Here is a 22,515-nt window from a genome sequence, read left to right as displayed (position 1 = left end):
AACATGTTACCGATGGATATTGCCAGTCTGCTCCGCGAATCGCTGCGACACAGTGGCTGCCTGGACAGCCAGATAGGGCATTTCGACAGTCACAGCACCATAGAAATGAAGATGAAGAATCTGCCCGATATCAATGTGGCTGTCGTGGGAGACGATGTGTGGATCTGGGCCATGGTTGGTGACGCAGGCCCAAGTGCAATCAATCATTGTGCTTTCGATCTGATGCAGTTCCTGCTGGGTGGCAACCCATTTTCCCGCACCGGGCAATTGCATCTGTGCGATGTCGAGGGACGATTGGAGTTGCGTTTGATGGCAAGTGCTTATGCGTTAGGTGATGCCGAGCATTTTGCCCAAGCGCTGGACTCATTTGTGCATGCCATCGAATGCTTGTTGGAAATTTTTCGTCAATGAACCTGCGCCTGGAACGACACGCCGCCCACCCCCTGCGCCTGAGCGGCCCGCTGATTGAGGCGGCATTGGACGAGGTGGTGGTGGGGGAGGTCTGTGAAGTGCGCCGGCATTGGCGCTCGCCGGGCGTGGCGGCGCGGGCGCAGGTGATCGGATTCAAACCCGGCGCCGTGCTGCTCAGTCTGCTCGGCGAGGCGAAGGGCTTGTCCCGGCAGTCGATGATCGTGCCCACGGGGTCGACGTTGCTGCTGACCTGCAGTGACGCCTTGCTCGGCAGCGTGGTCGACCCCGGGGGCAACATAGTCGAGCGGCTGGTGCCCTCGACGGCGGTGGCGCAACGGGACTGCCCGGTGGACGCCGACCCGCCGTCGTACCAGCAGCGGCGCCCGGTGGCAGAGCCGTTGCGCACCGGTATTCGGGTCATCGACGGCTTGCTGACCTGCGGCATCGGCCAGCGCATCGGCATTTTTGCCGCCGCCGGTTCCGGCAAGACCACCTTGATCAACATGCTCATCGAGCACACCGACGCCGAGGTTTTCGTGGTCGGCCTGATTGGCGAGCGGGGGCGCGAAGTGACCGAGTTCATCGAGCACTTGCGCCAGTCGCCCAAGCGCTCGCGCTGCGTGGTGGTGTACGCCACCTCGGATTTTTCCTCGGTGGACCGCTGCAACTCGGCGCTGCAAGCCACGACCATCGCCGAGTACTTTCGCGATCAGGGCCGGCGCGTGGTGTTGTTGCTCGATTCATTGACCCGCTATGCCCGCGCCCGCCGCGACCTGGCCCTGGCCGCCGGTGAAGCGCCGGCGCGGCGTGGCTATCCGGCGTCGGTGTTCGACGCCTTGCCGCGCTTGCTGGAGCGCCCCGGTGTGACCGCTTCAGGCAGCATCACCGCGTGGTACACCGTGCTGCTGGAAAGCGATGACGAACCGGACCCGATTGCCGAAGAGATTCGCTCCATTCTCGACGGTCACGTCTACCTCAGTCGTGCCCTTGCGGCCAAGGGACATTACCCGGCCATTGACGTCTTGCGCAGCGTCAGCCGCGTGGCGACCCAAGTCACCACGCCGGATGTCCGGCAACTGGCGGCCTCGGCCCGGGACACGCTGGAACGGCTTGAGCAATTGCAGGTGTTTCTCGACATGGGCGAGTACAGCCCGGGCGCGGACGCGGCCAACGACCGGGCGATGCAATGTCGCGAGGCCCTTGACCAATGGCTGCGCCAGCCGACGGATGAGGTTAGCGAGCCGGAAGAAACCCTGCGGAGCCTGCATGAAATCCTTGTCTGATCGGCGACGTCTGTTGGCCTTCAGCCAGTTCCGTCGGCAACGCGGTGAACAAGCGCTGCTGCGGGTCCAGCGCCAATTGCAAGCGCTGTTGCAAGAGCGCTGCGGGTTCGATGAGCAGGAAGCCGCGCTGCAGCGCTTGTTGGCGTGCCACCGTGCGCATGACTGTGTGCTGGATCACGGGCAACTGTTGGCGCTGCTGCGCACCCAGGCCGTCATCCGTCGGCGCATCGATCTGCTGCGGGTCGAGCGTGACCGCGTGGATGTGCAGTGCCAACAGGTCGAGCAACAGTGGCAGGCGCAGCGCGAGCAGTTGCAGGTGCTGCAGCGCAAACACGACAAATACCAGCGTGCGCTCCAGCAGCACCTGCGCCTGCAACGGCGCGCGCATGTACGCCGGGAAGAGCGGGAGCTGGAAGAACTGGCCGGGGTGTGGCGGTGAGTGAGATTGCTGCGCTGCCGTCTCGGCTGATGCCCGCCTTGGACCCCGTCAACGAAGGCGCGCTGGATGAGCTGCGCGACAGACTCGTTGCGGTCCAGGAAGAGGCGTTGCCGCAGGGAGTGCTGGATCTTGTGGTGTCGTTGTTCCGTCTTCAGTTGCCGGTGTTAGAGAACGGCCGGAAAGCGCCGCCACCGGTGAAGGCAAGGTTGGACGGTGTGTGCGATGAGCACCGACCGACTGTGCGCGACACGGCCTCTCCAGCGTTGCGCCAGCCAATGCTTTCAGCGACGTCGCCGCAACGCTTGGAACCGCTTGCGGCGGCCGTCGAGCAAGCGGCCGCGCCGGCCTGTCCGGTGTCGGTTGAGCCGACGCCGCTCGAACCGGTTATCGGTCGCGGTGCTGCGCTTGATGAGCCGCCGGCCCAGGTGCCGTTGAGCCCCGCGGGAACCCGACATGCGCCTCCGGCCGCACCCGCGTCCACCCGTTCAGCGCCGGTGCCGCCACCGCTGCCACTGTTCGACATTGCGCTCGAAGTCTCGCCGACGCCGGAGCGGGGATTACTGCACGTACCTTTCCACAATGGCGCCGCCAGCGGCCAGGTGACGATCAGTCGAGTGCCTGAGGAATCTCCCCGCAGCTTCACGCTCAGCCCCAGCAATGCCCTGGTGTTCGAGCAACTGAAGGAGCCTTTCGCTCAGGCCCGCGAGCCTGCGTGGCGGCTGACCGAGAGTGGCGGCGAGCAGTCGCGCCAGGGTTCGCGGCAGGCGCCGGATGACGACCAGGACGAAGCGTCCGAGCATCCGGCATGAGGGCATTGAAGCTACGGCGGGTCGATTCTCGCTCACACGCTCATACGCAAGCGATTCAACGATGGCAACGGGCCGGTCGGCAAGCCGGTTTGGGCAAGGTCCCGGAAAAAACCGGCTACGTGGGGTTTCGCGCCGAGAGTAACGGCGCCGATTGGCACGGGCTCATTTCGGCGCGTGAATGGTTGCAGCTTTCACTGCCGACCTTGCAGGCGTTGCTGGGACGCGAGTGCCCGCTGTCGAGCATCGTTGCGCTGTTCCGGGCGGTGCCTCGGCCCTTGCCGCCGGACGCTGGCGAGCTGCATTACAACAGCCTGTCAGGCATCGAGTGCGTCGAGCCGTCGCACCTGCCTACCCACGCCGTGCCATGGCTCGAAACGGAGCGCGGCCGGGTCTGGGTCACGCAACTGACGCCACTGGGCGCCGTGGATCAACCGCTGGCGCCCGACTCATGGCTGGACACACTGCCGTTGCGCCTGGTGCTGCGGCTGGGCGTCAGTCACCTGAGCCTGGCGAGTCGGATGCGATTGAGTGAAGGCGATGTCCTGCGCATCACCGAGTGGGCTCAACACTGCGTCATCGCAAACCGATGCCTGGGCTTTTTCACCTTTACCGAAGAGGGTTTACACATGCAACCGACCGAAGCCGCCCTGGAAAACCTCCAGGCACCGGGTGCGAAGATCGACCTGGGTGGCCTTCCCGTACGCCTGGAGTTCGTGCTCGCCACCCATGAGGTCGACCTGGTGACGCTGTCGCAGATCGTCGATGGGCAACTGATCCCATTGGCTGACGATGCCGCACGGAATATCGAGGTTCGCGCCAACGGCAAACCGATTGCCTTGGGAGAGCTGGTGCAATTGGACGAGCAGTTGGGCGTTGAATTGCTCAAGGTCTATCGCAGCAGCGGCGATGAATGACGTCTCGCTGATCGCGCTGCTGGCGTTCGCCTCGCTGCTGCCGTTCCTGGTGGCGGCGGGTACCTGCTACCTCAAGTTTTCCATCGTCTTCGTCATCGTGCGCAACGCGTTGGGCTTGCAACAGGTGCCTTCGAACATGGCGTTGAATGCGATTGCGCTGATGCTGGCGATCTTCGTCATGACGCCGGTCATGAAGCAGGGCCATGACTACTACAAGACCGAGGCGGTGGCGTTCACCGACATCGAGTCGGTGGTGGATTTCGCCGAGAACGGCCTGGGCAGCTACAAGGATTACCTGCGCAAGTACACCGACCCTGAGCTGGCGCTGTTCTTCGAGCGGGCCCAGGCGGTCCAAGGTGAAGCCGACGCCGACGTTTACCGCGACGAGGACCTGACGCCGTCGCTGTTTTCACTGTTGCCGGCCTATGCGCTGAGTGAGATCAAAAGTGCCTTCAAGATCGGCTTCTACCTGTACCTGCCGTTTGTGATCGTCGACCTGGTGATCTCCAGCATCCTGCTGGCGCTGGGCATGATGATGATGAGCCCGGTGATCATCTCGGTGCCGATCAAGCTGGTGTTGTTCGTGGCCCTGGACGGCTGGGCGCTGTTGTCCACCGGGCTGGTCAAGCAATACCTGACCTTGCTGGCATAGGCCCACGTCAATGAATGATCTGGTCTATGCCGGCAACAAGACCCTCTACCTGATCCTGCTGATGGTGGCGTGGCCGATCATCGTTGCCACGGTGGTCGGCCTGGTGGTCGGGTTGATCCAGACCGTGACGCAGTTGCAGGAGCAGACGCTGCCGTTCGGGTTCAAGCTGCTGGCGGTCGCCGCGTGCCTGTTCCTGCTCTCGGGCTGGTACGGCGAAACCCTGCTGGATTTCAGTCGCGAAGTCATTCAACTGGCACTGGATTAGGCCATGTCGATGACGTTGTTCTTCGAGCTGTACGCCGGGTTCGCCGCTGTGCTGCTGGGCGTGGCGCGGCTGGCGCCGATCTTCTTCATGTTGCCGTTTCTCAACAGCAGCGTGTTGACCGGTGTGCCGCGCCAGGCGGTAATCGTGCTGGTGGCGCTGGGGTTCTGGGCCTACGTCGGTGTGCCCACGCCCGCGCTCGACAGCCTGGCGTTCCTCGGCCTGATGCTGCGCGAAGCGGCTATCGGCGTGCTGCTCGGCGTGCTGCTGTGCTGGCCGTTCTGGGTGGTGCACGCCATGGGCAACCTGATCGACAACCAGCGCGGCGCCATGCTCAGCAGCACGGTGGACCCGGCCAATGGCGTCGATACCTCGGAACTGGCGAACTTTCTCCAGCTGTTTGCCGCAGCGGTTTACCTCGAAGGCGGCGGCCTGTTGTTGATGCTCGAAACCGTCGCCCACAGCTACCGCCTTTGTGCGCCGGCCAATGACTGCGCGATGCACCTGTCGGCGATCCACCCGTTGCTGGACGCACTGGTGAGCAAGACGTTGGTGATCAGCGCGCCCGTTGTCGCGACCTTATTGATCAGTGAGGCTTTGCTCGGTTTGCTCTCGCGCTATGCGCCGCAGATGAACGCCTTTTCCGTGTCGCTGACCGTCAAGAGCCTGGTAGCGCTGGTGGTGCTGATGCTGTATTTCGGCGTGCACCTGCCGGACGAGGTCCTGCGCCTGGGCACGACGTCCGAAGCGTTGACCGATTACCTCGGCGAGGAGGAGGGCGAGCATGTCATCCAGCGCCACGAAAAGTGAAAAGCCCACCGCCAAGCGGCTCCGGGATGCGGCCCGCAAAGGGCAGACCTTCAAGGCCAAGGACCTGGTCATCACCTGCCTGACCCTGTGCGGCATCAGCTACATGGTCTTCAACAGCTCGCTGATCGAGGTCATGGAGGTCTACCGGCGGATCATCGCCAGCGATTTTGACGCGGACCTGCAAGCGTACTCGACGATGTGGGTGCTGATCGGCCTTGAAGCCTTGCTGCCGTTGTTGCTGGTGTGCGTGCTGACCAGCGCCGTGCCGGCGCTGCTGCAAAGCGGTTTTGCCCTGGCCAGTGAAGCGTTGAAGCTGAATGTTGGCGCGTTGAATCCCATCAATGGCTTCAAGAAACTGTTCAGCCTGCGCACCGTCAAGGACACGCTCAAGGCCCTGTTGTACCTGGGCAGTTTCGCCATGGCGCTGTGGATCGTCTGGGTCACCCAGCGGCAATTGCTCTTCGCCCAGCTGTTCGCCCAGGCGCCAGGGCTGTTCGCGATCTGGGGGCACCTGTTGCTGGTGCTGGTGCTGGCGTTCCTGGCCTGTGTGCTGTTGATCGTGGTGCTCGATGCGCTGTGCGAATACGGGCTGTTCATGAAAGACCAGATGATGGACAAGGACTCGGTCAAGCGCGAACACAAGGAGCGGGACGGCAACCCGCAGATCAAGGGCCGCCGCCGCGACCTGCACATGGAGCTGCTGTCGGAGCAGGTCAAGTCCGACGTGCGCGGCTCCCGGATGATCATCGCCAACCCAACCCACATCGCCATCGGCGTGTACTTCCGCCCGGAAATCACCCTGTTGCCGTTCATTTCCCTGATGGAAACCAACCAGCGCGCCCTGGCCGTGCGCGCCTACGCCAAGGAAGTCGGCGTGCCGGTGATCAACGACATCGCCCTGGCCCGACGGATCTTCAAGACCCACCAACGCTACAGCTTTCTCCAGGTACAGGAAGTGGAAGAAGTGCTGCGGCTGCTGATCTGGCTGGAGCAGGTGGAGCAGGCGTGAGACCGGCGCATTGGTCGATCGCCTGGCGAGGGAGCATCCGCCACGCCCCGATGAGCGCAATTTGGCAGCGCCCCCACCGGCGATTTGGCTCAATGCACCTGTCAGCAACGCTGACGCTTTTTCAGGAGTGTGGCCGATGAGTCGCAACAACAAACAAGACGAGCAAGTGGCGCTGGACGTCGTGGATGCGGTGCTCGCTGGTGCGGCGTTGAAAGACGTGCAAGGTATCAGCGACGAGCACATGGACAGCCTCTACGCCTTCGCCTTCGAGTTCTACGAACAAGGGCGCCTGGACGATGCGGAGAAGTTCTTTCATTTCCTGTGCATCTACGACTTCTGCAACAGCCATTACTGGATGGGACTGGCGGCCGTGCACCAGCTCAAGCAGAACCACCAGAAGGCGATCGACCTGTATGCAATCGCTTTCGCCCAGGGCAAGCACGACTACCGGCCGATGCTCTACACCGGCCAGTGTCACCTGGCCCTGGGGCGGTTCGGCAAGGCCCGGCTGTGTTTCGAATACGTGCTTGAGCGGGCCACCCAGGACGATCTGCGCGCCCAGGCCGAGGTGTATCTCGACACCCTGGCGCACATGGAACAGCAACGTTCGGAGGACTGAACATGAGTGAGATCACCCGCCCGGCCTACCCGGGCGCAACAACGAACCGCGCCGAGGCGTTTGAACGCTACGACGACGCGGCCAGCAAAGCCGCCAGGACTACCCAGTACCGCGAGGCCGGGCAGAAGGCGCTGGAAGCGTTGATGTCGGTGCGCTACGACGGCCGAGGCGCTCCGTCCACCGCCAGCCCGGGCAGGCCGGTGCTGCATCCGCCGCTACAGGCCGACGGCAACAGGCAAGAGGCCAATGGCGACCTGTTCACCTTGTTGATGGCGATGATCAGCGAGCTGATCGGTGAAGTCGACGTCAACAAACTGAAGAACCGCCTGGCGATGTTGCAGAGCATGGCCAGTGCCCGGCAGCAGGGACTGGAAAACCTCTCGGCCGAATACGCCGCCGCGCTCCAGGCCTGGGAGGCGGCCGAAGGGCAGGTCGGTGGCAGCCAGGAACACCTTGAGCAATTGCACGAACGAGTCATGCATTTCCAGGGACTGTTGGCGCAAAGCGAAGCCCGGCTGGCGCAATTGGACCCTGAGTCCCCCGAGTACGCCGAGGAACTGACCCGTCGCGACCAGCTCAAGAGCGAATTGGCGGGCCACACCCAGGCTTTTAACGCGGCGACTGTTGCTCACCTGAAGCTGATCGAAGTCGCCAATGCGGTTGCCAAAGCGCTGGCCGAGGTGGTCGCAAAGGTCCGGTTCTCCGCCGTCAGTAGCCAGGCTGTCAAGGAAACCGACGAAAAAGCCCTCAGCAGCAGCGCACTGGCCTTGCTCAATCGCCTGAAGATCATCGAGTTGCTCGGCGAGGCGGCGCAGAACAAGGAAGAACTCAGCCAGGAATTGTTCCAGGAGCTGCAGGCCAAGCTTCAGGAGCATATGAAGCGCGAGTCGGACAAGTACCTGGAGGAAGTCCGCAAGGCTGAGGCGTTGCAGAAAACCATGGGCTGCATCGGCAAGATCGTCGGGGCGATAGTGGCCGCTGTCACCATCGTTGCCGGGGTCATGACCGCCAATTTGCCGTTGATCGTGGTCGGGGTGGTTGGCATCGCAGTCATGATCGCCGACGTGGCGGTGGAGGCAAAAACCGGCAAGTCGTTCATGGCCGAGGCCATGAAACCGCTGACCATCGTCATGCAGGAAGCCATCAAGCGGTTTTCCGAGATCTATACCCAGCTATTGATCGATTTCGGCGTTGATCCTGAAAAAGCCAAGGACATCGCGCAGATCGCCGGCATGATCCAGGGCGTGATCTCGACGCTGGCAGCGGTGGCTCTGGTAGCCATGGTTGGGGCGCAGGTGATCGGGCCGATGATCAGCGCTGTCGCCTCCAAGCTCGCGTCGGTAGCCGCCCAGGCGGCGCCCGGCGCCATGCAAGTCATGAAGCAGATGGCGTCATCGATTGGTAACACCCTGACGCAAGCGCTTGCCCAACTACGCGGGTTCATCACCCACGGTGCCGACCCGGTGTCGCTGGCCCGGTACGCCGCCAACCTGGAGATCGCCCAGGCCGTCACCGAGTTTGGCAACGTGGTAGTGCAGGGCGGGTTGCAGATCCAGAGCGGCAAGCACCAGGCCCAGGCTGCGGTGCACCTGGCCGATGTCCGGGTGCGCATGGCGATCAGCGAGGAAATCAGCCGGTACCTCACGCAACTGGTCGAGGACTACGGGCAAGCCATGCAGTACCGGACCCGACAGATCGAACAGGTCTTCGCCGACCTGCAACGCAGCCATGCCGTGAGCCTGCAAATGGTTCGGCATGTTTGAAATCAATCACTGATCACAGGTACCAAGATGATCGCAATTCACGCTACGACGCAGATGGCTCCCGCAGCTGTCGATTCCAACCAGGAGCACCCGACAAAAGAGTATCGCTCCGGTTCAGCGCTTTTCGACAATGCCACTGTCCACCAGGTACTGGAAAACGACAGCTTCATAGCGGCAACTGAACTCGAACGTAGAATCAACGCCTACCAGCCCACCGAAGCGGATTGGCAAGACTTTCTGGCGGCGTCGACGACCCTCACCGATGAAGCACGCAACGAACTGATCTTCGACCCGGGCGCCTGGGAAAAGCACGCCAACGTACTGGTGGCCGCGATCATCGCGCTCAGTATCGCGCGTGTCGCCAATGCGCAACTGCGCGGTCATTTCACCGTCATGGCGTCCGATGCGGCCAAGGCCCAGGGCAGGGCCATCGTCGAGTCCGGCCAGGCGGCGCTGCACAGCGCCATTACCGCCGCCGTGGTGTCTGGCGCCGTCGCCGGGTTCGCCATGGTCAAGACCCTGCATGGTCAGACCCTCAAGCACGCCGACATCGACCTGCACAAACGTAACGCCCTGGACGCCGGCAATCTCGAACGCGACCTCAAGCTGGAGCGCAACCGCGAGGACTGGGACCCGAAGACCACCTACAAGATAAACACCCTGGATGACTTCGCCCGCCCGACGACCGTCGATTTCCAACCCAAGGGCGCGATCCTGACGCCCCAGGAACAAGCCTGGTTCGACGGTGAAATCCTCAAGGCCCAGAAGGTCGGCCAGACCTCCGACTGGCTGAGCCAGATGGGCAGCAAGGGGATCGAGAAAAAACTGGAAATCGGCCGCGCCCTCAGCGCCATGTCGACGAGCCTGAGCCAGGTGGTGGCGAATGTGGTGCGCCTCACCGAGCATGCCGCGCGGGAGCAGGAAGTGTTGCAGCAAAGCGCGCAAAACAGCCAGAAAAGCCTGGCCGAGGAAGTCGCCCAGAAAGACGCGGCCGAAGCGGCGTTGTTGCAGAAATTCATGGACATGGTGATGCAGCTTTTCCAATCGCGCGCCGACGTCATTCGTGCCGTGACGGCTTGAAGGAATTCCCAAGATGGACATTCAAGGTTTCACACCCACGAGTCGGCCACAGACCAACGCCGACGTTGCAAACCCCATTCCGGCCCCTCCTGAAGTGAGCGCCGCGACGCCACCGGCCTTTCATCCGAAGCAGGCATTGGAGCGTTCATTCAAAAGTCTCAATCGCCACCTCGACCGAATGCTCGATTGTTCGACGGACATTACCAAGGCGTTGAAGCGGCTGGCTGCCGACGGCGTGGAGAACATCACCCTCGCAGACCTCGTCGAGCAGATCCAGGCCAAGCGCACCCGCTCACAGATGTGGGCGTTGCAGCTGCGTCAGTGCGGCGGCGCAATGGCCGCCTGCATGAACGCCCTGGACGAAACCCGGCGTCGCCAGCTCGATGGCAAACAAGAGGAAATCCTGCGCTACCTCAAGACGTGCCTGGACAAGGACAAGCCCGTCGAGATCGCAGAAGCCCTGGATGCCTCGATCAATTCTTCGAACGACTTCTTCGAAAAACTCCTTGAACTGATCGACCTGATCAAGAACGGCTACCTCGCCGGCTACGAACACATCATCGCCGCCTATTCGGACTTCTTCGCCGACTTCAACGCCGAAATCACCGCGCAGATGAAGGACTGGGTCGAAGGTGCGAACGACGGCAAGGACGTCACGCTGGATGCTGGCGCGTTACGTGCGGCATTGACCCGCTTGATCGAAAAATACAGCCATCCCAACCCCGCATCTGTGTTGTTCCCGAAACCCGGCGAAGGCGGCGCCAGCAAGGATGAAGCCGAGAAGTGGCTCAAGGCTTTGAGCCTGCCCGCCAGTTGCCTCAAGCAAAACACCGACGGCACCTGGTGCGTGGTCATCGACCTCGGGCCGCTCACGACGATGAAGAACTGCCTGCCGGCGAGTGGCGGCACCGTGACCTGGGACACCGCCAAATACAACCAATGGCAAAACGGCTTCAACGCGCAGGAAGAGCGCATGAAGAACCTGTTGCAGTCATTGACGCAGAAATATTCGAATGCCAATTCGTACCATGACAACTTCAACAAGACGTTGTCGGCGCATTTGAATCAGTTTGCCGATATGTTGCGGGCGATGTTGAATTTTTAAGTTGGTGATTAAACGCTTTTTTGCGCGCATCAGGATGGAATGAGATTGATGGTTGTATTTCATCGTACCTGTACTTTCTAATGATGCCTTGAATGAGGAGATCTGATGTCGATCCGCCGGAGGTCGGTGTCGGGTATGTAACACTGTTTAGGGTGTTTGCCATTCGGTCGAAAGATACAAGGGCATGATTTAATGGATGTCTGTGAAAGTCGTCGTCTATCAGACTAGGCGGATCTTTATGTAAAGAGGGTTGACTGGTGCTTGGGTGGGCAGAGTTTGCGTGTCTGAGTGAATGTTGTTTTATAGCGCTAATAGAAGTGGAGGGTTTGTTGTGGTCGCGAATGCAAGCTTAAGTTCGCCAATTGTAGCTGCCTTTGATCGCAGCTTTTCGATGGCAGCGAAGTCCGATGTTGAAAGGAATTTAGAGGAGCGGCTCAACGTCAAAAGTGAGTACTTTATAGGGGATTTTTTACGAATACATGGCGCAAGAATTGAACGGGAGGGCGATGTAAGGCAGATTGTTACTTATCACTCTGATAATAATGATTGGTCTATAGCCCCTGAGTGCAAAGATCAATTGCTGGCTAAGCTTATGAAGGTTGTGAGGAGCGAAGGAGAACAAATCCATAATCGTGTATTTTTGGACGTGATTCGTGATTGGTACCATGGTTTAGACGCGACCAGTAAAATTGAAAACACCGCGGTGGCGGCAGATCACCTGAATTCGAAAGGGCAAAGTATCGCCAGGATGATCATGGAAGCTAATCACAGGCTTGGTCAAGGATCCGAGTTTATTCGGTTGCTGGACGTCGGTGGCAATGATGGAAAACTCACTTCGTATGTCGCCTCTCATATTGCCGATTACCAGAATTCTCCTGTGCATCCATACGTACTTGAGGTGGAGACGGGAATTAGCTGGGACCATAACAGTCATGAGGTGGTTGCCGCTCCTAATGGTAGAAATCCCTCTGTCAAGACTATTTATTACGACGGCGGCGATATGGCGTCAGGCAGAGTGTCAGGCGAGCATGGCAGTAATCCGTTGTTGGATGGCATTGGCTTTGATTGTGTCATGTATCAACATTCTCTTCATCATTTCCCAAGTTCGGAAGTACAGCAACAAAGTCTTATTCAGACGGCTGGCCTTTTAAAGGAAGGTGGCGTATTGACTGTTTCTGAGCATAGCAGCGCACTGGGTGGTGCGGAGCTTGATTTAATGCATATGGTAACGGAAATTTATTCTGATCTTCATCGCGACCCTGATATGTCAGGGGATGAACTCGAGGCTCGATATAATGCGTATGTTGAGAAGGAAACACCGGCTAACTATTTTTCTAAAACGAATTTAATGGACATGGCCCAGAAGGCTGGGTTAACCCCCGTTAGCGCTACGGCCATCAGCATGAAAGCCGAAAGGACCTACTCTATTACGTTTGTGAAATCGTCGGCTGAGGGTCTCGATCGTGATCGTTCATTGGATGCGTTGATAGATTCGGACGCCTTGAAGGCTGGAGTTCCAAAATACGTTACTGCACCTGTAAGTGGCTTGGCGAGGTCGTTGGATGGAGGGTTCTAACTTTTAGGGTTATCGATGGACTGGGAAGGTTCCTGGGCCCAAACTACATGAAAGGTTTTTGATGCTTGAATAGTTGCCTTGGATCTTGGATGCAAGGCATTTTTTTGCGCGATGGTTTTTCCTACAGCTTATGTCGTATTTTCTCAGGATCTTGGGTGCATCTACCTACGGAATCCCTTCACAAATCTTCCCTATAGTCACGCCCTTCATCATCCCGAGCCTGCCCCGGCAGGCTCAATCGCCTCAGTAACTTTCTATAGAGAAGTTTCCGATTATGGACAGTGCAGCTGATCAACCGCCGCTCGGGTCATTCATTTTTGACCACTGGCAACTGCAAAGCGATGGAACGCTGATGCGAGATGGACAAGGTGTCCATGTTCCCCCTAAAGAATTGCACGTATTACGCCTGCTGCTGGGTTCGGCGGGTAGGGTCCTCGGCAAGGACTATCTGCTGGACCATGTCTGGCCGCGCATGGACACCGCCGAGGAGTCGTTGACCCGCTGCATCTATGCACTGCGCAAGTTGCTCAAGGACAACAAGGATTTCATCGCGACGGTGTATGGCCAGGGTTATCGGTTCACTTGCCCGGTAGTTGAACTCGATGTGCCGACCCCAGCCGGGTTGGTGGCACCGTCCTTGGCCGTGTTGCCTTTTCGCAATCTGGACGAAACCGCAGCGCTGGACCTGCAGGATCTCATCATCCGTCAGCTGACCGTGGCATTCGGCGAGGCCTTGCGTGTCATTCCCTCGGGATTGATCACAGGTTGCGGAGACGCGGTTGGTGTGCGTTCGTGGGTCGGGCAGTTGTCGGTGGATTATTGCCTGAGTGGGCGTTCTACCGGTTCGGGCGGGGCGCGACTCTGGTCGGTCGAGTTGATCCGCGGCGGTGACCAGGCGCTGCTCCATGGGCAGACGCTGGACGCCAGCGATGCCGGCGAGGCGCTGGGTGCATTGACCTGCCTGGTCGCCCAGCGCGTCCCCGGTCTGCGCCCGGTGGGTGATCGCTGTAGCTCCTACCCGGTGGCGGTGGCTTATCTCAATGGGCTGTGCAGTGTGCAACAACACACATCGCAAAGCCTGCGCGATGCCGCCGTACTGTTCAGGCAGTGCTTGAAACTCGACGCCGGGTACGCGCCGCCGTGGTGCGGTCTGGCGGATGTCTGGTTGGGGCAGGCGATGATCGGCCTGGTCGATCAGGAACGGGCCATCGAAGAGGCACACGGGGCGGTATCCAATGCCTTGGCGCTGGACCCTGGCAGCCTCGCGGCGTTGACGCGACTGGCCTTGCTCACCAGTTTGCGCGGCTGCGAGCAGGCGGCCGAGGTGCTGTTTCGGCGCTGCCTGTTGTCGGCGGATCAGGCCGACGTGCTGTATTTTCACGCCTGGCACCACTGGTTCTGGCGGCGCAACGAGCTGGCGGCGCGCACGATCGACCACTGCCTGGTGCACGATCCCGGCTGTGTCCGGGCGCAGCTGTTGCAGGTGCGCATTGACGAGCAACTGACCTGGGCTGGCGAGCGGCGCCTGGCATGAAGAGGCGTCACAGCCTTTGGTTAGGTTGGCCGGTGTACCTCGGCCTGGGGCTTGGCATGGCCGAGGCCCACGCCTGGTGCTGGAGCCAGGCCGGACGGTTGCACGCCATCGAACCCGAGCTGCTGCAAGCGATTGCCGATGTGGAATCGGGACAGCAGCCGGACGCCATCCACCACAACCGCGACGGCACCCGCGACATCGGGCTGATGCAGATCAACAGCAGCCATCTGTCGCGATTGAAAGACCAGGGCATTACCGAGCAGCGTCTGTTGGACGAGCCTTGCCTGTCCGTGGAGGTCGGCGCATCGGTGCTGGCGGAGTTCATCGGCCGTTACGGTTACAACTGGACGGCGGTCGGCGCTTACAACGCCGGCAACTCACCCCATCGGCAGGCCGCGCGCCTGCGCTATGCGCGCAAGGTCTGGCAGCGTTATCAGGTGCTCACCCGGGACCGGCCGTGAGGCCCAATGCTGTTCACCCAGAAAAGCGAATGGGCCAGTGGGAGATGAGCCTGTGGGAGCAAAGCTTGCTCGCGATAGCGGTGGACCCGACAACTTTTTATCAACTGACCAGCCGCAATCGCGAGCAGGCTTTGCTCCCACAGGGTGATGCGGCCTGGCTCGAATTCTGATCCTTGCAAGGCACCATCGGCAGATTTCGATCAGGAACGCGGCGTTCGTGATTTCTACCATGGCCGCTCATTTGACTGCCCTGGAGTTTGGACGGTGACAGTCCCGACGGCACCCACGCCACAGCCCTGTGTCCTGCGGATACTCAATGGTCCGTTGCAGGGCTGTGAGTTCGCGCTTGGCGCAGGCACCACCTTGTTTGTGGTTGGGGCGATGGCGTCGCTGGGGGATGGGGCGCTTTCAGTGAGCGTTCCTGCCGAGGCGATCTTCATCCCTCTGGAAGAGGCGGGCTGCAACTTTGAGGTGCTGGCCGATCAGGCTACGGCAGACGGCGTGCCGTTGCGCCTGCTTGGCGAGTCGGTCGAGGTGCGTCACTGCGCTTTTCAGACCAGGGCCCAGGTCGGTGGCTTGCACATCGCCCTGCGTCCTGCGGGCCAGTGCTGGGCATCCGATCTTTTCCAGCCACCAACCGGCATGCCCGTCGATGCTGCGCTCATCCCATGTCACAGCCTGCGTACCCGATGGTTCGGCGGCGCCCTGGCGCTGTTGGCGTTGCTCGTTGCGGTCAGCTTCTGGTGGATGCCCGGGCCGGCGCCTGAAACCGATGTCCGTGCGCTGATCGCCGGGGTCAGTGCCCAGGTGCTGGCTGGACGTGACGGGACGGTTTACGCCTTTGTGTCGTCCGAGCGCGATGCCGGTTGGAGCCGACAAGTGCTGTCGCGTCATCACAGCCTGAACGGCGAGGTGCTGTTGGTAGACCACGAGCGTCGTCGGCTGGAGCAGGTACTGATCGACCACGACCCGCAACTGGCCTGGCATTACCTCGATCTCAAGGACCCCTCGCTGCCGCGCCTGTTGCTCAGCGCGCAACGCAATCTGCTGACGCCCGACCGCCAGGCGAGCCTGCTCGAAACGCTGCTGGCAGCAGCGCCCTATGCCCGGGACGTCGTGGTGCAGATGCAGGATGACGAGGTGCTGGCTGATCTTGCCCAAGGTGGTTTGCAACGCCTTTCGCTGGCCTTCAGCCGGGTTGATTACCAGGACAGTGTCACGTTTGCCGTCGAGGGTGATCTGCAGGATGCCGAGCTGGCCGCCGCTCGCCGGTACGTCGACGGTTTCTACCGGCAGTGGGGTGATCGCTACGTGCAGTTCACCGTCGCGCTCAAGGACGACGCGCTCAAGGGCAAGTCGTTTCAAACCGGCCCCCAGGGCTACGTCAAGACGAGTGCTTCGTCCTGGCATTTCTCAACACAGACAGAGTAGGTGACGCATGGCAGGTATCGGACTCCCCATCACATTCCCCGATGATTTTCTCGGGGAACAAGCCGCCGCATTCGAGGCCGGCGCCCAGAATCTCAAGATGGCCTTGGACAAGGCACTTGAAGAACTCAAGAAGGACGCTTCGGACCCCGGGCTGCTGGCGGCCTACCAGACCGCATTTTCCTCGTACACGGTCTTTCGCAACGCCCAGACCAACACGATCAAGGGGTTCAAGGACATCGACATGGCGATCATCCAGGCGGCTCGCTGAGCCTTTTTCCTTTGGCCGGCCATCGTCCGTGACGGTGGCCGTTTCATGAGTGCACCGTATGCCCATCCTAGATATGTCCCCGACCGCCGTTGCGCGGTCGGCCTTCATCGAATTGCGCGGCCCCCAGGAAGGTCCGATCGTTTCACTGGAATCGCGATTGATCGAAACCTTTGCCCGGTCAGCCGTCGACAGCGGGCAAGACGTCTCGGCGATCAGCCAGCTGCTGCGACGCCCGGACATCACCAATCCCGACGTATTGACCCAGTTGCAGGAGCTCACCGGGCAGTACAACGTTGACATCAACTTGCTCAACGTGATGGTGCGCAAAGCCGTGGGCACGGCTGAAACCTTGTTGCGTGCGTCATGAAAACGGCGGTGTGGGGGTTGCTGTTGTGCCTGGCGCTGGCGGGGTGTCGCCAGCCGAGCCTGCTGGAAGGGCTGGATCAGCAGCAGGCCAATGAAGTGCTGTCGGTGCTGCAGCGCAACAACATCGCGGCCGTGAAGGTCGACACCGGCAAAACCGGCTACGCGGTGAAAGTCGATCCGCTGGATTTTTCGGCGGCTGTCGATCTGCTCAACCTTTATTCATTGCCGTCTCGACCCCGGTTGCAAGTGTCGGAAATGTTTCCCAGCGATTCCCTGGTGGCATCGCCACGGGCTGAAAAGGCCCGGTTGTATTCGGCGCTGGAGCAGCGGGTAGAGCAGTCGTTGGGCGTCCTCGAAGGTGTGGTGTCGGCGCGGGTCCATGTCAGTTACGACCTGGATGCCGGCGAGGGCGGGCGTAAGCCGGCACCGGTGCACCTTGCGGCGGTGGTGCTGCATGAGCGCGACGTGGAACCGCAACTGCTGATCAGCGACATCAAGCGCTTTCTCAAGAACAGCTTTGCCGAAGTGGACTACGAAAACGTGTCGGTGGTGCTGTCCAGGCGGTCACCTATCCAGCACGTTGCGCCGTCGGTGGTTGCCACACCGTCGTATTCGCCCTGGCCGTGGTTGCTGGGGGTGATGAGCGGGGTGCTGGTGGCCGGCGGTGCGACATGGGTCTACCACTCGGCGGGCGTGAGGCGGCGTGATGTCGGACGTTGAATGCCTGCGGCGAATCTTCGCGGAGCCTTTGGGTTATCTGCACCCTCAGCGTCTGCTGATCCCAAGGGAATTCGAAGGCGCCGAGGCCCGGAGTCTGCTCAACCGAATGCTGCTCGACGGATTGTCGATGCCGGTGTGGTTGCCTTCGGTGCGGCTGACCGGCGTGGCGAAACAGTGGGTTCGTCATTGGCGACAGCTGCCCTTTATTGCCTTGCTGATGGGCGCCTATCGCCTGATGCCCGAGCTGGCGCGGGGCGCTGCGTTGCGGTGCCTGCCGGCGTCGGTACGCCGGTTCGCCGGCTATCACCTGGGCGCTCGCGGCGATCTGCCGATCGACCGCTTGCCGATTTCAATGGAACAGATCGAAGCGGCCGGCCTCAATGCGCTGTGGAGCTGGCATCAACAGGTGCCGCCCTGGCTGCTGGAGCGCCTGGCCCTGCAATTCTCCGAGCCGGTGGTGCGCTTGCACCGGCAATGGCCGGTCCCGAAACCGGTCCCGACGCTTTTTCTCCTGGCGGTGCAGCATGCTCGACTCGATCCGATCCCTGGTTGACTTGCCCGATGACGAAGAGGTGCGCCTGGCGCGCGAGGACATCGCCGCGGCACGCCGTCGTCATGCCTTGCAACGGGAGGCCCAGCGCCGCGCCCGCGAGTGTGTTGAACAAGCCCAGCGTGAAGCCGAGGCGGTACGCGCCCAGGCGTTTCAACAAGGCTATGGCGAAGGCATCCTGCGTGCGGCCGGGCATTTGGCGCAGGGCTTGTCGAGGTCGCAAAGCCTGGGGCTGCAACTGCGCAATGATCTGGCCCAGGCCGCGGGTGACTTGCTCAGGCAAGCCTTGAGCTGCCCGCAATGGCTGGAGGAAATGCTGGAGCGCTGGCTGGCCGGGCAACCCAGCGACGCCGGCGCAGTGTTGCAACTGGTGTTGCCGCAGCACTGCCGCTCCCGTGGTCCTGAACTGCGGGAGAACCTGCGCAAGCGCTGGGCCGGCGAACTGATCCTGGAATATCACCCCCAGGACCGCTACGTGCTGCGGCTCGCGGACCAGTTGCTGGAGTTCGACGTTGAAACCATCCGGGAGCGGCTGGCGCCACGGTTGTTGGCGAGCCTCGCCGATCTGCCGGCGTCGGTTCGGGCCCTGGACCAGGCCTCTTTGCAGGCGCTGACGGCGCTGTGTGCGAGCTTCAGCATTGCGGGCGATGTTCGTCATGAAGATTGAATCCTCATCCGCTTCCAGTGTGCAGGATCCCGGTGCGGCCCCGCCGGTTGAGACGCTGGAGTCACGCTTGCTGGCCGCGCCTGACAACAAGCGCCCGGACCTTGAGTTCGAACAGCTTTATCAATGGCTTATGGCGATGGAAGGGCAGGGCGAGAAGGCCATTTATGAATTTTTACGAGGGCTGCGTGGGGCTGATGGGGAAGCAGCGGCGTACCCGACCGCCAGCGCGTTGAAGGCGATCACGTTGCAGGTTCTGTTTCGGTTGAAGGATGAGGGGCTGGAAAAGTCGCCGCTCTATAAGGAGGTCAGCGGCGCCAACGGGTTGGCGTTTGCCATGGAGGTGTTTGTCACGGGGTGGATGCGTGATGTGTTTCAGCCGATGGCGGATGAGGCTTGGGAGAAAAGTGAATGGTGAGGGGCGCCTTGGCAGGAAGACAAGGCGCATGCAGCTTGAGAACATCTATGTGGTCTTGGGATTACGCTCGTTGATGTAGGTGCTGCCGGGACGTAAAGCGAACACCACGGCGGCGACGAGAAAATTGGCGATATGGTCAGCCGTACGTTTATCGACCAGATCCGAAAAGTACCGCGAAGCCGAGATGACCACGGCCATGATGACTTGCCCTACGGAGGTTCGTATCGCATTCGTGGACAGGAGTTGATTGCCTGTTTGCTCGGCAGTGGGCAGTCGCCAAGTGACAGGGTTGACCCGATAGCCCTTGTCAGAAGGATTTGCCTGGAGGGCATGCATCGCTTCGCCCATGAACAGTTGGCCCAGGAAATCGGCCAGGCCATTGTAGGTTCCTCGCCACACATCGTGCTCAAGGACTGGACCCAGGGATTCGACAATCTGGTTGGCTCGGGCCTCTGGTGACAGATTTACATCAGGTGCGGTTGCCTCCTGTTGTTCCATCCAGGCCAGAAGTTGAGAAGCCAGCCCTTCTCCTTCAGGTGAAGAAGGCTTGTTAGCTTGCCCCATGACATACCCGGGACCGGAGTGCGGGGCGGTGTAGTTCATTGCGGTGAACGACAGGAACTGGAGAATGCCATTAATCAGGCCTGCGGCTGCCGTACCGCCGGGGTTGGCTTTTGCATTGTCGCCGGCAGGGCAGAACAGGCTCACCAGATCCTGGGCAAATGTGTAGAAGGCCATTTGCGAGCCAAACGAAGCCAATGCCGGCAGCGCCGATGGCACGGTTGCCGCAGCGGCGAAGGCTAAGCCCGATAATGTGAGTGTAAGGAGGCGGGCCAGGCGCGTTTCCTGGTTCGCCGTGCCATTGCACTCGTCCCTGATCGCGCCGAGGATGTTCAGCAGTGGGCCGATGCTCTGGGCAACCGCGCCGATCACACTGCGGGTCAATGGCGAAGCCGCATTGGATTGGAGGGTTTTTTCCAGGGCGAACCCGACCAGTTGCCTGATCACCGTGAGGGTGCCGGTGACCAGGCCAGTGCGTAAAGCGGAGTGGGTCATGTTGCCGGCCCAGCGTCCAAGATCGCCTTCGAGTTCATTACGGGCCAGTTTGCCCAGTTGTTCGCCGAGGTACTCCAGGATGATTTGGCCGCGTTGTATGAAGGTGTCGGTATCTGACGAGTGACTTGAGCCTTCGAACAGCGCCAGGTCGGGAATGTTCAGAACGAAATCGTTGGTGAGCGTTGGGACGTCAGGGCCGCCGTCTATCTGCACGGCGATGGCGTCGATGAGCTGCTGAGTGAGGTTGTCGGCGCTATTCCTTTGTTCGGTAATGATTGTATCGAGCGCTTCCCCGGCGTTTATCAGCCTGGACTCCACGTCTTGGGATGGAAACGGGCTTCTCTGCCCGGCAGGGATGCTTTCACAGAGCATCTCTATAACGGTGTCGGTAGAGCTCCGTTCAATCTCGATGACGGTGTGCGGTTCCTTGGCGCGAATGGAATCGTTTGGAGTGTGTTGAGCGATAGAGGCGCCTGAAAATGAGACAGTCATTTTTTTATCCTGCGTGGCGAAGGGCTACTGGGTTGCTGCCGTTGCAGCTGCATCGGTCTTTTGCAGGCTTTTGGCATTTGCAACTATCAAATAACGCTCCAAGGCAAAGGGAGCGGCGCGTCGCCGCAAAGAGGGAGCCCGGAATCAAGCCGGTTCTCGCCGCTGGCCTTCCTGCCCGGTATACTCGCGTCACTTTTTATTGCCCAGAGTCAAACCCACCCATGTACACCCTGGCCCGTGAGCTGCTGTTCAAACTTTCCCCGGAAACCTCCCACGACCTGTCCCTGGACCTGATCGGCGCGGGTGGGCGGCTGGGGCTTAACGGTTTGCTGTGCAAGGCCCCGGCGAACTTGCCGGTGACGGTCATGGGCCTGCCGTTCCACAACCCGGTCGGGTTGGCGGCGGGGTTGGACAAGAATGGCGCGGCCATCGACGGGTTCGCCCAGTTGGGCTTCGGTTTCGTTGAAATCGGCACCGTCACCCCGCGACCGCAGCCGGGCAACCCCAAGCCACGGATCTTCCGCCTGCCGCAAGCCGAGGCGATCATCAACCGCATGGGCTTCAACAACCTCGGCGTCGATCATTTGCTGGCCCGGGTGGCAGCGGCCAAGTACAAGGGCGTGCTGGGTATCAACATCGGCAAGAACTTCGACACGCCGGTGGAGCTTGCCGTCGACGATTACCTGATCTGCCTGAACAAGGTCTACGCCCACGCCAGCTACGTGACCGTCAACGTCAGCTCACCCAATACGCCGGGGCTGCGCAGCCTGCAATTCGGCGATTCCCTCAAGCAACTGCTGGCTGATCTGGCCCAGCGTCGCGCCGAGCTGGCGGTGATTCATGGTCGGCACGTGCCGCTGGCGATCAAGATTGCCCCGGACATGACCGACGAAGAAACCACCCAGGTCGCCCAGGCGCTGATCGAGACCGGCATGGACGCGGTGATCGCCACCAACACGACCCTGGGGCGTGAGGGTGTCGAAGGGCTGGAACACGGTGACGAGGCGGGCGGTTTGTCCGGCGCGCCGGTGCGTGAAAAGAGCACCCACACTGTGAAAGTCCTGGCCGCCGAGCTGGCGGGGCGCTTGCCGATCATCGCCGCGGGCGGGATCACCGAAGGCCGGCATGCGGCCGAGAAAATCAGCGCCGGGGCGAGCCTGGTGCAGATTTATTCGGGCTTCATCTACAAGGGGCCGGCGTTGATTCGCGAGTCGGTGGATGCGATTGCGGCGTTGGGTTGATCGAGGGCCTGCACAGACCCATTGAAGTGGACAGATCCACCGTGGCGGGCAGATTTCCCGTGGGAGCAAAGCTTGCTCGCGATACAGGCGCCTCGGTTTCAGGTAGACCGCATTGCCTGCATCGCGGGCAGGCCTTGCTCCCACAGCATCTCAACAGCGTTGACTGGCAATAACCTGGGATTCCGGCATTAAAAAGGGCTCCTCAAAGGAGCCCCTGGGCCGTAGCCCGCCGTCCGGATGGGACGCGCGTGGTTAAATTGATTGGCACATCAGTTTGTCGAGTTCTTGAGTATTGAGCCCTGTGTCAGCCGACGGCGTGAAGTTCGTTGAGTCTATGGATACCCGCAGTGCCGGTCATACCGTCCCAGTTGTCGCCGCGTCCTTCTCGCCAGCCATTGATCCAGGCTTGACGTACCGACGGTAGAGTAAAGGGGCAAAGCTCACGGGATTTACCACCAACGCCATATTGGTAACCGCGTAAAAATGCTCTTTCCAACGGATCACGCTTAAGTCTTCTCATAGGGTGTTGCCCTCACTTGTTGACTGTTTCTTTAGCGTCGACCTCTCGCGAGGTCGGGGCAG

At 60.8% G+C, this 22,515-nt stretch carries 26 protein-coding genes; 24 read left to right on the top strand and 2 right to left on the bottom strand.

From position 1 onward, the window contains the following. Positions 1-3: 3 nt before the first annotated feature. The 23 genes from J7E36_RS11220 (at position 4) to J7E36_RS11110 (ending at position 19,144) form a co-directional block, all read left to right on the top strand. Positions 4-411, top strand: coding sequence for an Invasion protein B family (locus J7E36_RS11220; protein ID WP_215002785.1), 408 nt, complete (start codon positions 4-6; stop codon positions 409-411). Beyond that, entirely contained in the window at positions 408-1,694 is a 1,287-nt protein-coding gene (gene sctN, locus J7E36_RS11215) for a type III secretion system ATPase SctN (protein ID WP_215002783.1), read from the top strand. Before J7E36_RS11220 ends, sctN begins: the two co-directional genes overlap by 4 nt. Continuing rightward, on the top strand, positions 1,678-2,133 hold the full coding sequence (locus J7E36_RS11210; RefSeq protein ID WP_215002781.1) for a type III secretion protein: 456 nt from the start codon (positions 1,678-1,680) through the stop codon (positions 2,131-2,133). Before sctN ends, J7E36_RS11210 begins: the two co-directional genes overlap by 17 nt. Beyond that, a complete protein-coding gene (locus J7E36_RS11205) occupies positions 2,130-2,942 on the top strand; it encodes a SpaN/EivJ family type III secretion system needle length determinant (protein WP_231286516.1) in 813 nt (270 codons plus the stop codon). The genes J7E36_RS11210 and J7E36_RS11205 overlap by 4 nt, the downstream gene beginning before the upstream one ends. Then, a complete protein-coding gene (locus J7E36_RS11200) occupies positions 2,939-3,856 on the top strand; it encodes a FliM/FliN family flagellar motor switch protein (protein WP_215002779.1) in 918 nt (305 codons plus the stop codon). The genes J7E36_RS11205 and J7E36_RS11200 overlap by 4 nt, the downstream gene beginning before the upstream one ends. Further along, positions 3,849-4,508: an EscR/YscR/HrcR family type III secretion system export apparatus protein gene (locus J7E36_RS11195; protein WP_215002777.1), complete on the top strand. Its 660-nt coding sequence runs from the start codon at positions 3,849-3,851 to the stop codon at positions 4,506-4,508. Before J7E36_RS11200 ends, J7E36_RS11195 begins: the two co-directional genes overlap by 8 nt. Before the next feature lie 10 nt (positions 4,509-4,518). Beyond that, positions 4,519-4,773 (top strand): EscS/YscS/HrcS family type III secretion system export apparatus protein, encoded by a 255-nt coding sequence (locus J7E36_RS11190; RefSeq protein WP_215002775.1) that lies wholly within the window; start codon positions 4,519-4,521, stop codon positions 4,771-4,773. A 3-nt stretch (positions 4,774-4,776) separates the two neighbouring features. After that, entirely contained in the window at positions 4,777-5,580 is an 804-nt protein-coding gene (sctT, locus tag J7E36_RS11185; protein WP_215002773.1) for a type III secretion system export apparatus subunit SctT, read from the top strand. Beyond that, positions 5,555-6,589, top strand: a complete 1,035-nt coding sequence (locus J7E36_RS11180; RefSeq protein WP_215002771.1) for an EscU/YscU/HrcU family type III secretion system export apparatus switch protein — start codon at positions 5,555-5,557, stop codon at positions 6,587-6,589. The genes sctT and J7E36_RS11180 overlap by 26 nt, the downstream gene beginning before the upstream one ends. 136 nt (positions 6,590-6,725) lie before the next feature. Further along, entirely contained in the window at positions 6,726-7,208 is a 483-nt protein-coding gene (gene sicA, locus J7E36_RS11175) for a type III secretion system translocator chaperone SicA (RefSeq protein ID WP_215002769.1), read from the top strand. Positions 7,209-7,210: 2 nt separating this feature from the next. Further along, positions 7,211-8,971, top strand: a complete 1,761-nt coding sequence (gene sctE / locus J7E36_RS11170) for a type III secretion system translocon subunit SctE (RefSeq protein WP_215002768.1) — start codon at positions 7,211-7,213, stop codon at positions 8,969-8,971. 27 nt (positions 8,972-8,998) lie between these two features. Further along, positions 8,999-10,051, top strand: a complete 1,053-nt coding sequence (locus J7E36_RS11165) for an IpaC/SipC family type III secretion system effector (protein ID WP_215002766.1) — start codon at positions 8,999-9,001, stop codon at positions 10,049-10,051. Positions 10,052-10,064: 13 nt separating this feature from the next. After that, positions 10,065-11,156: an IpaD/SipD/SspD family type III secretion system needle tip protein gene (locus J7E36_RS11160; protein ID WP_215002764.1), complete on the top strand. Its 1,092-nt coding sequence runs from the start codon at positions 10,065-10,067 to the stop codon at positions 11,154-11,156. A 292-nt stretch (positions 11,157-11,448) separates the two neighbouring features. Then, positions 11,449-12,732 carry a methyltransferase domain-containing protein gene (locus J7E36_RS11155; protein WP_215002762.1) on the top strand — a complete coding sequence of 428 codons (1,284 nt, stop codon included), beginning with the start codon at positions 11,449-11,451 and terminating at the stop codon, positions 12,730-12,732. A gap of 352 nt (positions 12,733-13,084) precedes the next feature. After that, positions 13,085-14,266, top strand: coding sequence for a winged helix-turn-helix domain-containing protein (locus J7E36_RS11150; RefSeq protein WP_231286515.1), 1,182 nt, complete (start codon positions 13,085-13,087; stop codon positions 14,264-14,266). Next, the gene (locus J7E36_RS11145) at positions 14,263-14,727 is read left to right on the top strand and encodes a transglycosylase SLT domain-containing protein (RefSeq protein ID WP_215002758.1); all 465 of its coding nucleotides are present in this window, start codon (positions 14,263-14,265) and stop codon (positions 14,725-14,727) included. Before J7E36_RS11150 ends, J7E36_RS11145 begins: the two co-directional genes overlap by 4 nt. Before the next feature lie 264 nt (positions 14,728-14,991). Further along, on the top strand, positions 14,992-16,158 hold the full coding sequence (locus J7E36_RS11140) for a PrgH/EprH family type III secretion apparatus protein (RefSeq protein ID WP_215002756.1): 1,167 nt from the start codon (positions 14,992-14,994) through the stop codon (positions 16,156-16,158). A gap of 7 nt (positions 16,159-16,165) precedes the next feature. Continuing rightward, the gene (gene sctF / locus J7E36_RS11135) at positions 16,166-16,426 is read left to right on the top strand and encodes a type III secretion system needle filament subunit SctF (RefSeq protein WP_215002754.1); all 261 of its coding nucleotides are present in this window, start codon (positions 16,166-16,168) and stop codon (positions 16,424-16,426) included. Between the two features lie 58 nt (positions 16,427-16,484). Next, entirely contained in the window at positions 16,485-16,793 is a 309-nt protein-coding gene (sctI, locus tag J7E36_RS11130) for a type III secretion system inner rod subunit SctI (RefSeq protein ID WP_215002749.1), read from the top strand. Then, a complete protein-coding gene (locus J7E36_RS11125; protein ID WP_215002747.1) occupies positions 16,790-17,512 on the top strand; it encodes an EscJ/YscJ/HrcJ family type III secretion inner membrane ring protein in 723 nt (240 codons plus the stop codon). The genes sctI and J7E36_RS11125 overlap by 4 nt, the downstream gene beginning before the upstream one ends. Further along, entirely contained in the window at positions 17,499-18,065 is a 567-nt protein-coding gene (locus J7E36_RS11120) for a secretion system protein (RefSeq protein WP_215002745.1), read from the top strand. Before J7E36_RS11125 ends, J7E36_RS11120 begins: the two co-directional genes overlap by 14 nt. Further along, positions 18,037-18,729, top strand: a complete 693-nt coding sequence (locus J7E36_RS11115; protein WP_215002743.1) for an oxygen-regulated invasion protein OrgB — start codon at positions 18,037-18,039, stop codon at positions 18,727-18,729. Before J7E36_RS11120 ends, J7E36_RS11115 begins: the two co-directional genes overlap by 29 nt. After that, the gene (locus tag J7E36_RS11110; protein WP_215002742.1) at positions 18,719-19,144 is read left to right on the top strand and encodes a hypothetical protein; all 426 of its coding nucleotides are present in this window, start codon (positions 18,719-18,721) and stop codon (positions 19,142-19,144) included. The genes J7E36_RS11115 and J7E36_RS11110 overlap by 11 nt, the downstream gene beginning before the upstream one ends. 45 nt (positions 19,145-19,189) lie before the next feature. On the opposite strand, the gene J7E36_RS11105 is transcribed toward J7E36_RS11110, so the two are convergent. Then, a complete protein-coding gene (locus J7E36_RS11105; protein ID WP_231286514.1) occupies positions 19,190-20,692 on the bottom strand; it encodes a hypothetical protein in 1,503 nt (500 codons plus the stop codon). 221 nt (positions 20,693-20,913) lie between these two features. Between J7E36_RS11105 and J7E36_RS11100 the strand changes: the two genes are divergently transcribed. Continuing rightward, positions 20,914-21,933, top strand: a complete 1,020-nt coding sequence (locus J7E36_RS11100) for a quinone-dependent dihydroorotate dehydrogenase (RefSeq protein ID WP_215002740.1) — start codon at positions 20,914-20,916, stop codon at positions 21,931-21,933. 304 nt (positions 21,934-22,237) lie between these two features. Here J7E36_RS11100 and rmf read toward each other — a convergent pair whose 3' ends face one another. Continuing rightward, positions 22,238-22,453 carry a ribosome modulation factor gene (gene rmf / locus J7E36_RS11095; protein WP_003223300.1) on the bottom strand — a complete coding sequence of 72 codons (216 nt, stop codon included), beginning with the start codon at positions 22,451-22,453 and terminating at the stop codon, positions 22,238-22,240. Positions 22,454-22,515 lie beyond the last annotated feature (62 nt).

This window comes from Pseudomonas fluorescens (assembly GCF_018614775.1).
Classification (GTDB): domain Bacteria; phylum Pseudomonadota; class Gammaproteobacteria; order Pseudomonadales; family Pseudomonadaceae; genus Aquipseudomonas; species Aquipseudomonas fluorescens_BY.
Note: the sequence above shows the minus strand (reverse complement) of the source record. Positions and strands in the feature narration are given on the sequence as shown.